The organism is Oleiphilus sp. HI0132 (genome assembly GCF_001635845.1).
Map to the genome: position 1 here is coordinate 1 of NZ_LWGJ01001396.1, position 15,928 is coordinate 15,928.

16 protein-coding genes are annotated in these 15,928 nt (G+C 45.0%); 7 read left to right on the forward strand and 9 right to left on the reverse strand.

Annotated elements, in window-relative coordinates:
- The first annotated feature begins 100 nt into the window (after window positions 1-100).
- The 4 genes from A3766_RS21380 to A3766_RS21395 all read left to right on the forward strand — a co-directional run bounded on the left by A3766_RS21380 (window position 101) and on the right by A3766_RS21395 (window position 4,785).
- A complete protein-coding gene (locus A3766_RS21380) occupies window positions 101-1,546 on the forward strand; it encodes a wax ester/triacylglycerol synthase family O-acyltransferase (protein ID WP_082865503.1) in 1,446 nt (481 codons plus the stop codon).
- A gap of 225 nt (window positions 1,547-1,771) precedes the next feature.
- On the forward strand, window positions 1,772-3,427 hold the full coding sequence (locus tag A3766_RS21385) for a GMC family oxidoreductase (protein WP_068513375.1): 1,656 nt from the start codon (window positions 1,772-1,774) through the stop codon (window positions 3,425-3,427).
- Between the two features lie 88 nt (window positions 3,428-3,515).
- Complete coding sequence (locus tag A3766_RS21390) at window positions 3,516-3,962, forward strand: NUDIX hydrolase (RefSeq protein WP_068513378.1); 447 nt, start codon at window positions 3,516-3,518, stop codon at window positions 3,960-3,962.
- Between the two features lie 520 nt (window positions 3,963-4,482).
- Complete coding sequence (locus tag A3766_RS21395) at window positions 4,483-4,785, forward strand: hypothetical protein (RefSeq protein ID WP_068511170.1); 303 nt, start codon at window positions 4,483-4,485, stop codon at window positions 4,783-4,785.
- A 24-nt stretch (window positions 4,786-4,809) separates the two neighbouring features.
- Here A3766_RS21395 and A3766_RS29825 read toward each other — a convergent pair whose 3' ends face one another.
- On the reverse strand, window positions 4,810-4,959 hold the full coding sequence (locus A3766_RS29825; protein ID WP_156490768.1) for a hypothetical protein: 150 nt from the start codon (window positions 4,957-4,959) through the stop codon (window positions 4,810-4,812).
- 57 nt (window positions 4,960-5,016) lie between these two features.
- Here A3766_RS29825 and A3766_RS21400 point away from each other — a divergent pair, with 57 nt between their 5' ends.
- The 3 genes from A3766_RS21400 (at window position 5,017) to A3766_RS21410 (ending at window position 8,053) form a co-directional block, all read left to right on the forward strand.
- On the forward strand, window positions 5,017-5,631 hold the full coding sequence (locus A3766_RS21400) for a helix-turn-helix transcriptional regulator (RefSeq protein WP_068511171.1): 615 nt from the start codon (window positions 5,017-5,019) through the stop codon (window positions 5,629-5,631).
- A 10-nt stretch (window positions 5,632-5,641) separates the two neighbouring features.
- On the forward strand, window positions 5,642-6,673 hold the full coding sequence (locus A3766_RS21405; RefSeq protein WP_068511173.1) for a GGDEF domain-containing protein: 1,032 nt from the start codon (window positions 5,642-5,644) through the stop codon (window positions 6,671-6,673).
- Window positions 6,674-7,216: 543 nt separating this feature from the next.
- Window positions 7,217-8,053 carry an ABC transporter substrate-binding protein gene (locus A3766_RS21410; RefSeq protein ID WP_068511175.1) on the forward strand — a complete coding sequence of 279 codons (837 nt, stop codon included), beginning with the start codon at window positions 7,217-7,219 and terminating at the stop codon, window positions 8,051-8,053.
- 1 nt (window position 8,054) lies between these two features.
- On the opposite strand, the gene A3766_RS21415 is transcribed toward A3766_RS21410, so the two are convergent.
- The 8 genes from A3766_RS21415 to A3766_RS21450 form a co-directional block, all read right to left on the reverse strand.
- Window positions 8,055-8,537, reverse strand: coding sequence for a hypothetical protein (locus A3766_RS21415; RefSeq protein WP_068511176.1), 483 nt, complete (start codon window positions 8,535-8,537; stop codon window positions 8,055-8,057).
- An 8-nt stretch (window positions 8,538-8,545) separates the two neighbouring features.
- The gene (locus tag A3766_RS21420) at window positions 8,546-9,850 is read right to left on the reverse strand and encodes a GGDEF domain-containing protein (protein WP_068511178.1); all 1,305 of its coding nucleotides are present in this window, start codon (window positions 9,848-9,850) and stop codon (window positions 8,546-8,548) included.
- Window positions 9,851-10,055: 205 nt separating this feature from the next.
- On the reverse strand, window positions 10,056-10,661 hold the full coding sequence (locus A3766_RS29830; RefSeq protein WP_068642953.1) for an energy transducer TonB: 606 nt from the start codon (window positions 10,659-10,661) through the stop codon (window positions 10,056-10,058).
- Entirely contained in the window at window positions 10,658-11,182 is a 525-nt protein-coding gene (locus tag A3766_RS21430) for a hypothetical protein (protein WP_068511183.1), read from the reverse strand. The genes A3766_RS29830 and A3766_RS21430 overlap by 4 nt, the downstream gene beginning before the upstream one ends.
- Window positions 11,182-12,432 (reverse strand): sialidase family protein, encoded by a 1,251-nt coding sequence (locus tag A3766_RS21435; RefSeq protein ID WP_068642955.1) that lies wholly within the window; start codon window positions 12,430-12,432, stop codon window positions 11,182-11,184. Before A3766_RS21435 ends, A3766_RS21430 begins: the two co-directional genes overlap by 1 nt.
- Before the next feature lie 3 nt (window positions 12,433-12,435).
- Complete coding sequence (locus A3766_RS21440; RefSeq protein WP_197469959.1) at window positions 12,436-14,547, reverse strand: TonB-dependent receptor; 2,112 nt, start codon at window positions 14,545-14,547, stop codon at window positions 12,436-12,438.
- Window positions 14,548-14,716: 169 nt separating this feature from the next.
- Entirely contained in the window at window positions 14,717-15,313 is a 597-nt protein-coding gene (locus A3766_RS21445) for an HAD family hydrolase (protein WP_068508120.1), read from the reverse strand.
- A gap of 192 nt (window positions 15,314-15,505) precedes the next feature.
- The coding region (locus tag A3766_RS21450) for a Spy/CpxP family protein refolding chaperone (protein ID WP_156509029.1) at window positions 15,506-15,928 on the reverse strand (423 nt) is incomplete at its 5' end.

The window sequence follows — 15,928 nt, forward strand, 5'->3', positions numbered from 1 at the left end:
ACACAGATCAAACAAAATCAACATTTGAGTTTACAGTTGTGCGTACAAATGAAAGAATTAGCTAACTCATCCAGCAACGTGTAGCCACCCCGGAGGCACCATGCACAGACTATCCAATCTCGATGCTTCATTTTTACACCTCGAATCTGCCAGATCACCCATGCACATCGGCTGCACGCTGACCTTTTCTCAGCCTAAGAACAAGACAATGACCTTCGAGCAGTTCAAGAGTCATATTCAATCGCATCTGTCGATATCGCCTGTTTTTAGAAAGAAGCTGGCGACACAAATCCTAGACCTTGATCGACCAGCCTGGTTAGACGATGAGAGCTTTGATATTGATCAACACTTGTTCCACACAAGTTTGAAAGGTGAGCTGCACGAACATGACAAAAAGCAGGTTATCAACCAGTTCTTTAGTCGCGCACTAAATCATCACAGGCCTTTGTGGGAAATAATGTATATGGAAAGTGAAAACAAGCCGGATGAGTTTTTTGTCCTGCTGAAGTTTCACCATGCCGCAGTCGATGGTATGTCTGCCGAGCATATTCTCGCTGGCTTACTAAGCCCTAAAAGCGCCCCGCAAGCCGAGCTTACCGATGATTGGAAACCCGAACACCAAGACTTGCCGAGCACCGTTTATGAAATTGGTAGCAAGCACATTCAAAACGCCTATCGCAGCCCACTTAAGGTTTACGGCCTAGCTAAACGTCTGAGTCACCCTATCTTTAGCTCCCAAGCACTTAGAATGCTCGATAAGGAACAGCGTCCTCCGCACTTTTTCACCGCACCTGAAACGCCGTTCAATCAAGCAATCAGTAAAAAGCATTTCTTTGCAAGCGCCCATCTACCGCTCTACAAAGTAAAGGAAATTAGAAAGGCCTACCCGGGCAGCACAACCAATGATGTTGTATTAGCAATCTGCTCAGGTGCTCTGCGAAAGAACCTGGAAACAAGCAATGAGCTTCCTGAAGAATCTTTAGTCGCTATGATTCCCGTATCAAAACGAGAAAAGGACGAACAAGGAAGCCCAAAAAGTTCAGGAGGGAACCTAATCTCTCCAATGCTCATATCGCTCGCGACAGACCTCGACAGCCCGAGCTCCCGACTTGGCATGATTCATCAAAATGCCCTTAGAGCCAAAGAGTTTAACTATAAAGTCGCGGTTGAACGAATCATGAAGCATCTTCCCTCGTGGTCTTCTTCCTTAACCATGAAAGCTTATACACGCCTTCGTCTAGCCAATATTCTAAAGCCCGTTTTCAACCTGATTATCACCAATGTACCGGGCCCCAAGGTTCCCTTGTTTCTGAATGGCGCCGAGCTAAAATCTCTTGAAGGCGTTGCACCGATCGTTGATAACATGGCGCTAACTGCTGTGGTCACCAGCTATGTCGATACACTAACAATCAGCCTGACTAGCTGTGAATCGATTGCTGATAAGGTCAGCTTTTTGGCAAGTAATTTCAACGAGGCACTGGACGAGCTATACCAAGAACTGGTACCTGAGAGACCAGAAGCGCCTTCTCCACAACAAGCCGCATAATTACTATCTTGCGAACAGTTATTCCACTCTGGGTTTAGAGCCTAAGGCTGTAAACCCTCTTCTAGTTAAAGAACCTCCCCCTTACTAGCAAGGCTCACAAGTGAGATTTCCCTTTTCAAGCCCCTTCCTATCGTTCAAACTATCTTCAACAAATACACGACCACATTGATAAGCTTGTTCTCAAAACGATGAGCTTATTTGATAATAATAAGAGGCGCACACCACATGGACTCACTGACTTTCGATTACGTCATCATTGGCGCTGGTTCTGCGGGCAGCGTATTAGCTCAGCGTTTATCCCAAGAAGGTGATAAAACCGTGCTTGTGCTGGAAGCCGGGCCGCGAGATAAAAGCCCGATGATCAAGGTTCCCGGGGCTTTTGCTTACTTCATGTATAGTAAGAAATATAACTGGCGCTACGAGTCTGAGCCGGTTGCCGATATACGTAACGGGCAGCCTCTATTTTGTCCTCGCGGAAAAACTCTCGGCGGCAGCAGTGCTGTCAATGCCATGGTTTATATTCGCGGTCACAAATCAGACTACGATACCTGGGAAGCACAAGGAAACCCTGGCTGGAGCTTTGATGACATGCTGCCCTACTTCAAAAAATCAGAAACCAACGAGCGCGGTGCCAGTGACTATCATGGTGGAGAAGGCCCTATCTATGTCTCTGACACGCAAAACACTTACCCGCTTAACGAGTGTTTTTTGGCTGCAAGTGAGCAAGCAGGATACCCTCTAACAGAAGATTTCAACGGACCACAATTTGAAGGCGCGGGCTATTATCAATTTACCATCAAAGATGGCGAGCGCTGCGGCGTTTCACGCGCCTATTTAAAGCCGGCCATGACAAGGCAAAACCTCTTTGTTGAATGCGAGGCCTTTGTCGATAAAATTCTCATCGAGAACAAAGTCGCAACAGGGGTCGAGTTTACTCAACAAGGTGAAAAGCATACCGTCCATGCACGTAAAGAAGTGCTGTTGTGCGGCGGCGCCTTCAACTCTCCTCAAACGCTTATGCTTTCAGGTATCGGCGATAAAGAGGAGCTTCAACAACATGGTATCGAAGTGATACAGGATTTGCCCGGCGTCGGAAAGAACCTGCAGGAACATGTTGATGCCTGTGTTTTGGTGAAAAGCAAAAAGAAGGATGGTTTCTCGACAAGCCCCGGCGGACTGCTAAAAATGCTACCCGACACTCTTAAATATCTGCGCGACAAGCAAGGCAATCTGGCGAACTCAATTACCCAGGCGGGCGCCTTTTTGAAGTCTAGCCCCGAGGTAAAGGTACCAGACATTCAGATGCACTTTGTTCCCTTACTCTTTGACGACTGCGGGCGCGATTTAAAACTCCTGTCTAGCCATGGCTACTCTCTTCACGTTTGCGTCCTTCGCCCTAAAAGCCGAGGCAAACTCAGCTTAAAATCAGCAGACCCAAGAGAGCCAATCAAAATCGACTTCAACTTTTTCTCCGACCCTGAGGATGCAAAAGTATTAGTCAACGGCATTCGGGTTGCTCGGAAAATATTAGCAAGCCCAGCCTTTGATGGGCATCGTGGCGAAGAGTTGCACCCAGGTAATAACATCCAATCAGATGAGGCACTTTTGAAGAAGTGTAAAGAACGGCTAGGCTTGGTATATCACCCTAGCGGCACCTGCAAAATGGGCAATGACCCTATGGCTGTCGTAGACAGTGAGCTGAAAGTTCATGGTATTAAAAAGTTGCGAGTAATCGACGGCTCAGCAATGCCGACTCTGGTTAGCGGTAATACGAACGCCCCCATTATCGCGATGGCAGAAAAGGCCGCCGAGATGATCTTGCAAGCTAAAACACAGTCTACTTTCCATATACAAGAGAAGGAACTTGAGACAACTAAATAAGTCTTTCTCAGTATTTTGAAATGTTCAGCTCACTGATAAGATATCCGCTTTACTGGCACACCGACTATATAAAGGATTTAACACAATCATGACCTGGACACCCCATGCAACCGTCGCCACGCTTGTCGAGCGAGATGGCAAGCTGTTACTCGTTGAAGAACGCTCTCATGGGAAAACCGTATTCAACCAACCTGCCGGTCATATAGAGCAAGGTGAAAGCATACAAGAAGCCGCTATTCGAGAAACGTTGGAAGAGACCGGCTGGCGCGTCAAGCTCACGGGATTTATTGGCTTATATACCTATACCGCCCCACAAAATGGCGTATGTTATTACCGCTTTTGCTTTGCCGCCGAAGCACTTGAAAAAGAGAGCGATAAGCTCGATAAAGATATTATTGCTGCTCATTGGTTGAGCATGGATGAGATACGAGCACTAGAAGATAAACTCCGCAGCCCGCTCGTACTAAAGTGTTTTGATGACTACTTCCAAAAAGACCACCTAGCACTCGATACCATATATGAGTACACGACCTAAGCAGTCGTCAAAACAAGAATTATATAAAAAACAGCGTTTTTCTCTTAAGCTTATCTCAAGATAGTTTTTTTGATCGGAATAGAAACAATGGGGCCGCGTCCTTGCGAAAACTGAATCTAGCGCTTGAAAAAACACTAAATAATAATGAGAAAACTTTTGCACAAGGCCAGCTTAACATTCAGGCCAAACAAGAGCTGTAAATGCGATGCGCAAAAGTAAAAGGCTTGCCTAACTAGTGACTGGCCCAGAACACCGTTGCTAATCCGTGCAAACAGTGCTCAGGCAAGCCAAGTACTACTATACGTAGAATATATTCTTAATCGAACCCGTCTGGGTCTTGACAATTCTCCGCCCAAATGGCGACCCAGGAATTTTTTTCTAATTCAATGCCAATTCTGTGAACTAGCGCTTATTAAACTGGAAATCTACTCAGGAATTCCGTTACTATCTTTACAACTTAAAGATCTCTCAAGCGCTTAAATCTAGATCGCTCAGCAGTTATAGGTCTCGTGGCATAGCAATGAACTACAACAATAAAATTGTCGACCTTGTCGCTCATATATATGAATCGGTCGCTTACGACGATGTATGGGAAGAGGTTATCAGCGATATCTGCGATGCAATTGAAGCGCTGGGCGGCTATCTAACGATTACTGATAGGAAGTCCCAGCAACTTAGTATCGTTGCTAATCGATTTAACGACAAAACTATCGAGTCATATAGCGAAGAATACGCCCCCCTTGATGAACGCAGACTAAGCGTCGAAGACATGTCTACCAGTTCAATCAAAAAAGGCTCAGAGCTATTAGATAGCCAAAGCTAACGCTCTTCTAAAGTCTATCAGGAGCTATTCCGTGAAAATGATTGCTTCCATAGTATCAGCACCTGCTTTTATCGAGATACCCAGTTCATTGCCAGCATCACCTTTTACCGCCCAGATACTCAGCAGGATTTTGATAACCAAACAAAGAAAATTCTCGGCATCTTTGTACCACACCTAACGCGCGCTTTTACCATATCCACCCAAACCAAACTTGCCCAGCTACAAAGCCAGGTGCAAGAGCAGCTAAAAAGTAGTACTGAAGCTGCTATTTTTTTGGTGATGGAGAATTATGTCTCCAAACCTATGAACGCCCGGGCAGAAGAGTTTGCAAAATCGAGTGAGGTGCTCACCTTAAAACATGACCGCCTCGCACTGAAGAACCCTGCCGCCAACAAGCGGCTACAGCACCTTGTCATGCAATGCATTCTTGCTTCGCAGGGAATAGATTTGTTTCCAGGAGGCTTCATTCGTTTAGATGCATACGTTGGTGGAGGCAATGAATGGCATATTGGTGTTACGCCCTACCGAAAGTCTGCGCATGAAAATAAGATATGGAAAGCGAAAGGTTCACTCGTGGTGATGCGTCCTGTCGAGAAAGACAGCTTTGAGAAGCTCAATCTAGTCCTGGCTGACTTTTATGGCCTGACCGCCTCCGAGACACAAGTTCTCAGCAAGGTGATATCTGGGCTATCAGGCTCAGAAATCGCCGAAGAGCTCAAGCTCACTAAAGAGTGCGTTCGCTCTCGCTTGAAAAAGATATACCAAAAAACAGGTGTATCGAATCAAGTTCAGTTAACACACAATATACTGGAAGGCCCCTACAAACTGGCCAACATGTTAGGATAAACAAACAGGCATGAAGCAAAATAAGGCATCTACACAGCAATCAGAAGTTCTTAGTACCAAGCTAGGCACACAATATCGTAAGCGAATCGTTATTAGCGTGTCACTGGTCGGCGTGATTGTATCCTTATGCTATTCAGCTATTTTATGGACTCAATACCAACAAGCGCTGAGCAGCTTTACAGATTTCCTATATGCGCTCTGCTATGCCGGAACATTCTACTGGGTCAGGCAGGAGAAGTTTGTCCTTTCCGCCTATTGGTTGATACTCATTGCCAGCCTGCAAGTTACCTTGGGGAGTATATTCTTTGTCGGCGCTGAAACGGGCTTCCAACTCTATTTCCTAAGCCTCCCGGTCGTGGTCTACTTTCTGCTCAATGACCAGGAAAAATGGAAAAAGCTTGCTGTCATGCTTTATGGTTGCTTGTGCTTTTGCGCGGCCCATACACTACGAGTCGAAACTTACATGGCCCCCATTCCGCCCTCCATCGCACAAGGAGTTTTTATCGGAAACGCGCTAATTGTTTTTCTTATTGTTGTTAGCGCCGTAAAGTTCTTTTCTGATGAGATGCTAAATGCCTATAACGAGCAGCAAAAGTTCGTGCTCACTGACAATTTAACCGGTATTGCAAATCTTCGCTTCGTTCAACAATACGCATCGCAACTACTCTCGCAAGCCGACCGCTATGGCCACCCTATTAGCTTGATCCATTTTGATATCAACCACTTTAGCCAGATTAATACCGAACAGGGACTAGATGCAGGCAACCGCAGCCTGGAGTTTATCGCCCAGCTAGTAAAAAATGATATTAGAGATGCTGACATCATTGCCCGTATAGGTGGCGATGAATTTGTCATCATCTTGCCAGAGAGCAACGCACAAGATGCCAAGCAAGTCGCTGAGCGACTGAGTCAACTCATTAAAAGCCGTAGCTATGAACTTAAGGAAAGCAATGTAAGCTTTTCTGCTAATTTTGGTATCAGCTATTGCGATAGTAGTAATATGAAAAGCATCGACGACTTGATTAGAGAAGCAAGCAGTTAGCACCGTTTTACAAGAGAGTACTGCGGAATAAATCGCTCTGCGATGTCAGGTGTTTTTGATTGAGCTTAAATTTCAGACAAAAAAAAGCGGCGAAAGGTGCCGAACTACCTAATCGCCGCGTTCACTAATAGGGCTTGTAGGGAGGCCCTAATCGGAAAAAGTTATCACAACACAAGTTTAGAAAGGAGCTAAGCAAAAAGGCCTGAAGTTTTTTGCTTAACGCCGTTCGTCTTGATGATTCAAATAATAGGGCTTAGCCGGGCTTAGTTTGATCACCCGAAGGGCTTAGCCCCCGGCGTACCGACCTCAAAACATGACACGCATCACAGTTTTTTCGTCTTTTTAATACTTTTAGGCTAAGTTTTTCTCTTGGAACAAGGTTTAAGCAAAGGCAACGAAGCCGGCTTAATCCCAATAACAATAGTCATCCTTGAATTTAGGCTTGATGGGTGCAATCCAAGCACCATGGTCTAAACTAATGCCTTATAGCCCCCATAAGAAGTCATGGCGCCGTTCATAAGCCACGTTATCGGAAGACTGGAAATGATAAAAATTAGCCGAAATAGACACTCAATCGCTTCGGCACTCATCGTAGTCAGTATGATGCTTGGCTTTAGCGCCTTATCTCAGGCTCATCAAGAGAAAGGCAAGCCTGTCTCATTTAATAGTTATCCTCCTGTCGCTTACATCAACGAAACCACACAAGAAATTGATGGCCCGGTGGCCGCTCTGGTTAAGGCGGTTAATAAGAAGCTAATGCGAGACACCACCTTTCAATTTAACCCCTTGCCCCGAATGTTTGTTGAACTAGAAGCGCATCGTGCGGACGCTGCATTCAATATGAGCTATAACACAGAGCGAGCCAAGAAATGGCACTACAGCTTGCCCGTTCATGTAGTGAACTATGGTCTGTTTGTTAAAAAAGATAACCCTTTAGACTACAGCTCGCGTCAGCAGTTAAGCGGTTTAACCATCGCCACCTATGGCCCGACCAACATGTCGAAAAAGGTCGAGAAATTCGCAAAGAAAATCCCTGGGGCTCGTGTTGTCATAGAGAACGACTTTGAGCATGTGTTTAAAATGCTCGAAGCTGATCGCTTTGGTAAACGTGGGGTGGTCTATGTACCGGATGTCGTCGGCTTTGATACGATCAAAGAGTTCAAGCTGCAGAATGTGCGTTATGCAGGGCCAGATATTAAGAACTTATATTATGTGATTTTTGTCAAAGAAACAGTTTCTAAAGAGTATGTCGATGCCTTTAACCAGGTCTTGCTAACCTTTCACCGTGACGGCACCATGACGGATATTTACGCACGATACAATGGCTCTGTTACCGCGAACGTGCCTGCCATCGAAGATATGGTCGTTCCCGGGCACTAAACTAGCTAATACTTTCGACTAGATAGCGCTTATCACCAAGCTCTACTTCGTCCTCGAGATAGGCGCCAAACAAAGCCTTTCCCAGCGGCGCGAGCTTACTCAAAAGCAACACCTGGCGGCCATTAAAATCGACTATAAGGCCCCCTGCAACAGGCGAAAGAAACACTTCACTAGCAGCCTCGTCGCGACCAGTGCCGAGCTCTCTCAGTCCAATTAAGGTACCAAATTGAATTGCATCGTCTTCACCAAAGTTCTTTGGCTTTAAGCGTTCAAATGTTTTAAGTGCGTTTTCTGCTTCAGCCATCCGGCGAGCCTGCCCTTCGGCCAAATAAGAAGCTTCCAGCCCAAGCGTATCATATTTGTTCTCGGCAACATTCTCTTCGTGCGTTGCCGTTTCATAAGCTTGTTTAGCAGCAGAGTACGCAATATCATAACGCGATTTTAGTGCACTAATTATTTGTACATGCAGAAGCTCTTTATCCATCGCAATAACTATAATTCCGCCTGTCCACTATCGTAGATAAAATGCTGGTTACGTCCGTTTTCCTTGGCGTGGTATAGCGCTTTATCCGCTCTCGCGATTAATGCTCCAATGCCTTCATCCGCCATCATCATTTCTGCAATTCCAACCGATACAGTCACTTTAATATTATGACCTTCAAACTCAAATAATTGACCTTCAACCACATCAATTATGTTTTGCGCAACCGTCACAGCATCTTCAGAGGAGGTATTCTCTAACAAGATCGCAAACTCTTCTCCTCCAAAGCGAGCGAAGATATCGCTTTCACGCAATAACTGGCCAACAAGCAAAGTAAACTTAACCAAGACCTCGTCACCAGCCGCATGCCCGTATTCGTCATTGATATGCTTAAAGTGGTCCAAATCCAAAGCCAGAAGGGATAAGGGATGCTTATTGCGCAAGGCTAAAGCCCGATATTTTTCAGCCAGAACAAAGAACTTTCGACGATTATAGATTGAGGTAAGCGGGTCGGTACTCGCATAAAAACTTAGCTGCTGATTCGCCAACTCCAGTTCGTGAGTTCTCTCATGAACTTTCCGCTCTAACTCTCGATGGTAGCTTTGCTGCGCATCAACAAATTCCTGCTTCTGTTGCTGTAAGGTTTCGAGCATCTGGTTATAGCTATTCTCTAGAGACTGTAGCTCATCATCATGTTCCAGGCCAAGGTTAAGACGACGTTTATCAAGACTATCAAAATCCATACTATGCAATTCACCTACAAACTTTTGCATAGGTTTATAGAGCATTACTTTAAAGACCCATAAAAACAGGCACCAAAGAATAATACTTTTCATCAAAGCATTAATTGCAATAATTAAGAAGCCGAATTTCACACGATCAAATACCACCTGACTATCAGACAAAAAGGTTACTTTTGCCAAATAAACGTACTGATCGTTCAGGGTGCTTTGCAGAATGTCGAAGCTATATTCAAAGCTGCCTGCATCAACCTCCCCTACATTTAGACTTCCAGGAATAAGGGACTCTCCTTTTCCGTTCTCAATTTTCAAACCCGTCACGAAGGGCAACTGAAGAATTCCGTTAGCAATAGAAGAAAGTTGTTTCTCATTGACCGCCCAAAGTGCAGTGCGGAGCGCGGGTGTAAAGGTTCCTTCGATTTCCTTCAACTCAGATTTCACCACATCTTTTGTATGATGGTATTCCGAATAAGCATGAGCAAACGTCATGATAAGCGTAATGCTGAAATAGATAAGAAAAATGCGCTTTAGCAGCCGTAAAGCAATTGAATCAAATGAGAAAAGATTTGAAGCCATACCTACCCTGTACATCTCAAACTACATCGCACCGAGCGTAAACCAGAGGCGACTATTCAACAGAATTCTGTTCAGCCCCCTGTCCCTGATAAGGCCGCTAAATAAACCCTATTGAGTGTAGTTCAAAGACAGCTATTTTGTAAGATTTTTAAACCCTACAATGAAAGCGGTTAAGCAGAAGCGTTTTGGGCAGCCTCCTTCTACGCTACATTCGAAGGCTGTAGTTTAGTGCGACCGTAAAGGTCCACTCTGCACGGGTAGACTCTTTTGGAAAAGGTGGGAAAGTGTCGACCTTCTTTAGCGCTGCCAGTGAAGCTTGTTTGAAGAGTTTATGTCCACGCGAGTCGATGACTTTAATGACTTTTAAATCGCCATTTGCCAAGAGCGTGAATTCAATCGTCACCTCACCCTCTCTACGCATTCTTTTGAGGCGCTTCGGATAAAATTTCTGTGCCTCAATAAGCTTAAACAGCTCCTGTTTATAGGCAAGTATCGATTCACCTTCTAAACCCAGGCTTTGCGCTTGCAAAACGGTTTCAGATGGAAAGCTAAAGTGTTCATTCTCTGATCGATTTTCTGGCTTTGGCTCTGGCTCTGGCTCTGGCTTTGGCTTTGGCTTTGGCTTTGGCTTTGGCTTTGCAGCAACATGGTGATGACTAATCACAAGCGCTGGACGCAGCAATGGCTTATCCACATTAACAGTATCTAGGCTAACACCACCAGACACGGTAAGAAAAACGGCCAACATCATTCCGCAATGAACAAGCACTGACACGATAACGGTAATACGTATAGGCTTGGAAGTTGTCATGGTGAATCGGTACTTTCCGGTGCAGAGTTCGCATGAATTAAAGCCAACCACTGTTCCAACATTGCTTTTGTCAACATGCCGCTATGTGCAACCCGCTGCCCGCGAGCGGAGTAAATATAGGCTCTGGGCAATTCACCATACCAGCCTGGATCGATGTTATAGCGAAGACGTTCAGGTAAATCGCCATTGAAAAGCCAATGCTCATACTCAAGAAGCGCTTCGTTTGCTATTAAAGCTTCAATATCTGTCTGGTATTCCATATCGTCCGTTGAAACTAGCAACAAGTGCTTATTCAGGCCTTGCCCTGTTAATTCCTTTAGAAGTTTTAATTCTTTTAGACAAGGAGGACACTCGATTGACCATAGCAGTAATATAAATGCCTCTCCCTTACGAGATTCTTCAATGGCAATCAGACTATCCGCTGAAAAGGGCTTTATATTCGCATTTGCCTGAAGCGAAGCGCTCCACCCTATAACTATTAAACCCCATATAAACACAGCTAGTTTTTTCACGCTTATCATTACTCTACCCTAATCCAGCGTAAGGCTTCAGCCTGTGTATGCCACATAGCATGAATTCGGCCCTTCACTTCAATCAGGTCAGGGTGATCTGAGTCATGAGTGGTACTTGCGATTACCTTTTCTTTTAGCCAGTCTTTTCCTAAGTTCACGGACTGACGTAAGATCAAATCGAGACCTTGTCCGTTGTAGCGTTTCCATAGTAGGAACACATTCGAATCTTGCACTATGACCTGTGGACGACTCGCACCTGGGAGTGAATCAATCGAAATTGTGTCTAAGGCCCTTCCTTCAGAAAAGTTATAGCGACCGTACACCAAACCTTTATGTTTATCCCCTTGTGTAAACCAGACAATATGTGCGCGGTCATCACGATCAAAAGACATATCAGGACCATGGTGAGGACAGCCTTCAATCACCCAGTTATCTATAGCCGCTTTAGCTGGATGAGCGTTCTGCATAGACTTCCAGTCTTTGACATAGGCAATAGCATGGTCTCGAATGCTGCCTGGGAATACATGCCGCCATAAGATCGCTACATCTTGGTTCGAATCATTTGCTAGGGCCAAACGACAACATTCACAACTATGATCAACCCACTTTTTATCGGGCTGAAAGCTAGCGCCTACATCGTCAGAGTAGGTGAAATATATCGATCCCCCTAAGTAGTCTTGATTCCTGTCACGAGCGGCTTTTTTATCTCGTTTATCAATCCAGAATAAATATAAACGCCCTGTACCATCCATCAGCATCGCATCAAAACGATGACCGATTAGTGCTTTGTCATTGTTGATCGTAATCGGTTCAGAAAAATTTTGACCGCCATCGAGTGAACGAGCAAAACGCACATCCCCCGAATAGCGCCCAGGCGTCTTATGCGTCCATGAGATAAAGATCTCTTGTTGTTTTCCCAACAGGATCTTTGGCCTATTCTCGCCATCATCATAAATCGCTTCAGGTCGCCGATTAACAGCAATAGGAGGCGTATAGCTGCGCCCTTCATCTGATGATGAAGATAAGTAGATATGGCCATTCTGAGAGAAGACCACATACACTTTATCCTTACCCTCGGCATACGATGGAGCGCGTCCACAATGCACAGATGGAAGTGCCATACCTTGACACTCAGGCAGCAAACTGTTTTTCATTGCTCCATGCTTTTTTGCTGCCTCTGCATCTTGGTTGCAGGTCAATAAGAGTGCAAGCAAAAGGCACAGTATGAAAAAAATACCTGAGCGTTCTTTAGTCATCATGTCTTAAAACCGATACTCAATACCTGCGAATAACTGACGCGGAGCCCCTGGTGTATACTTCTCTTTGCCGTAACTGAAGCTGGCATTTTCCGCATACACTTTATTCGACAGGTTATTAATCTTAGCGCTCAATTTGAGCTGTTCAGAAATTTTATATAGTGCTTTTAAGTGTGTAACCGTATAGCCGCCATATTTTTTAGTGTTATTGTCATCCATCCAATACTCACCAATATGCTCAAGCTCCAATGAAGTCGTCAAACCCTGCACCTTTTGAGGAGAATAGTTCAAACGTAAGTTAGCCAAACTGTTAGGCGCCTCAGCTTGCTCGTTATCGCCATAATCTTCATCGTTCACATACTCGTGCTCCGAGTAGCTATAAGCCAATCGTGCGGATAATTCCTCTGTTAAGGTCTGTAGTATTGATAACTCTGCCCCCTGATGCGTGGTCTCGCCACCATTTTCGTAGTAACGATCTCCATCAATGTTTTCTCGTCGAACAATTGAGTCATCAATCGTCATGTAATACAACGATAAATCGAGACGCTGATTTGTGGTTGCCAGCTTATAACCCAGTTCATAGGTATCACTGACTTCCGGGTCTAAATCAAAATCAATATTGTCAGTTGTAAGCGCATACAAGCGAGAAGCTTGCGGTATTCGGAAACCGTTTGCATAGCGAACATAGATATTCTGACTATCATCAAGACGGAAACTAAAACTCAGTTTAGGACTTAAGTGATTGAATGAAGGGTCATTATCGCTCGATGCCCGCGCATAACTCGACGATGCATATTGCCCGTCAGATAGATTATTCGTGTAATCAAAACGGCTGGAGTCGTAGCGAAGGCCGGCTTCTACTGTTAAGTGATCAGTAACACTAAATGCAGCACTGGTATAGGGTGACACGGCGAAGTAATTCACGTCGTAGTCATAAATAGAGCCCTCAGCGACACTACTTCCCCAGCCACTGGGCACATAGTCAAAGGTTTGCTCATAGCTTCGACTAGACTTGGTATATTCAAGGTCGGCTCCAAAAGTCCAGCGGAGGCTATCTAGGCTATAGTCGGCTTTGAACATGAGGCCAAGCGTTTTTTGCTGGCTATCATTCTCAGGAAGGTTTCCCTGCCAAGTTGCTACATACTGGTTCCGGTTTGTTCTCAAGTACGCAATGGTACTCAGTTCAATCTCGTCATTAAGTAAGTGCGTCCATTCTGTACTCAAACGGGCAAAATCAAATTTTCGCTGAATATCCATCCCGGTAGCTAGTGCAGCTTCTATATCACCCACCGATTCTGTATCGTTTTTCAGCGCATCCAAACCAATTAAACTACCGGCCTGATCAGCCTCAGTAGTGTTTATTGCAAAGACTGTTTTCAGGCTATTGTTGTCATTCAAGGAAACAAAATGCGTAATATTCGCTTCACTTCGTTTTGAGCGAGTATGGTCTCGCCAGCCATCGTTTTCGCTATGCGATATATCAATGCCGACTGAAGAGTCATCACTCAAGCTTGCGCTTCCTGCTAGGCCTAAACGATAAAAGCCATGCGCACCAGCTTCAGTTTTGACGGTATAACCTTCTCTTAAGCTTGGGTCTTGGGAAATCACATTGATAGTACCTGCAACTGAATCGGAGCCGTACAATGCAGTCCCTGCCCCCTTCAAAACTTCTGCAGACCCTGCCGTACTAAAGTTGGTGTATGCCAAACCGTTATGGTTAAAGAAGCCAGAGGATTGTACCGGTATGCCATCCTGTAAAAACAAGTAATAAGGCCCTGTATTGGAAGGCATACGTATACTGGTTTTATGCCCCAAGGTTGAACCGGTCTGTATAATACGAACGCCTGCAATGCTATTAAACAAGTCTTTTTGGTAGTTAGCCTGGTCAAGATCAACAGAGCCTCTATCCTTAACGGCGATACTGGCGGGCACATCCAAGGTCAACTCTTCGTTTCTATTTGCTGTCACACTAATCGTATCTAGCTGCTCAACCGCTGGCTTTGCTTCCATGTCTGCAACAGCGGGAAGTGCATACAAAAGGCTAGCGCCCAAGAGACTACTACCAATACAAGTTTTCCCTGATAGCGAAATATTTCGAAAAGTTTGATTTACTCTCACACTAACACCCTCATTCAACCTCATCTATGATTCGATTGGAGGTGAGTATATCGATGAGGTTTTATGGAGGAAGTGACATTTTGTCGCACCTATTCGCCTTCTTTATCCAAGATTGATTCAGATCAATCTCGCAAGATAAGCAAAGTTAAGCAAGCAGGTGCGTTTGTCTTTATTTTTTTTCTATATAGGAGGCTAATAAATCGAAAAAAGATGCGTAGTCATTACACACAAAGCCCGCCCTTTCAGCATAATCAGGTAAGTGATCTTGAGCATATAAACAGGAATGCATGTTAGCATGTTCTGCTGCTAATAGGTCGTACAGATAATCACCCACATACACCGCCTCAGAAGGTTTGAGTTGCCACTCACGACATAGTTGCTGCAAGGCTCCTGGGTGAGGCTTTGCAGGGGCACACTCTCTGGTTAATATCGTGTCAACTTGTAGTCCCACTTGCTCTAACTTACGACGAGTTGCTTCTCTTGAATTTCGAGTCACTATCGCAGTTTTTAATGCTCCTATAGAAAGCTGTTCAAACAAACTTTCTACTCCAGGAAGCAGTTCAACTGATCGCGCATCGGCCATTTCGTGTTGATAAACAATGGCATTTGCCGCTTCTTTATCTTTGCCTTGCAGGGCATCGATGTAGGCCAAAATATCTTCGTCAGGCGGGCAACCCACATCTTTTCGCATTCGGTCAAAGTTGAGACTCGAGCTGACCAGCGTTCCATCAAGGTCAAAAATGATGGCTCTAATCTGTTCCGACACACACCGTGGAATTCTCCTCAAGCAACTCACTGACTCGCTCCATTTTGAAATCAAAGACTAAGAGCTAAGAGTGTACTGAAGATATATTCATAAGACCAAAGAAAACAAAAAGCGTGGCTCTCGCCACGCAAAAAACATCCTTGTCTAGCTTCACAACCAACAACTAGCATCCGATAAATCTGATGTCCTCAATTAATCGTCATCCTCACAGCGCTCTTCCATTCGCTTTAGCTTCTTCGATACCATCGCTTTAAGCTCGGCTTTCTGCTCCTCATTTAACACCGCGTGTACTTGCTGGCGAACACTCGCCATATTAAGGATACGAGCCTTAACTTTCTCAGCAGCACTTGTCGCCTGCTCTTCTGCTTGCTTCATATAATCGGCAGCGTCCGGGTCCAAAGACATCATGGCACGCATTTTCGGGAAGCCTTTTCTTTCCTTTCTGAGCTCTTTCATGGGAGCCAGAATTTCCTCAACCTGCACCTCTTGCTCTTCGCTTAAGTCAAGGCGCTTGAGCATTCTTTCCATTTTGTGGTTCATGCCATGCTCTTTATAGTGCGGCCCTGCTGTCGCAACCGCTGCAGACCCTGCGATGACCATCGCTAAACTCAAACC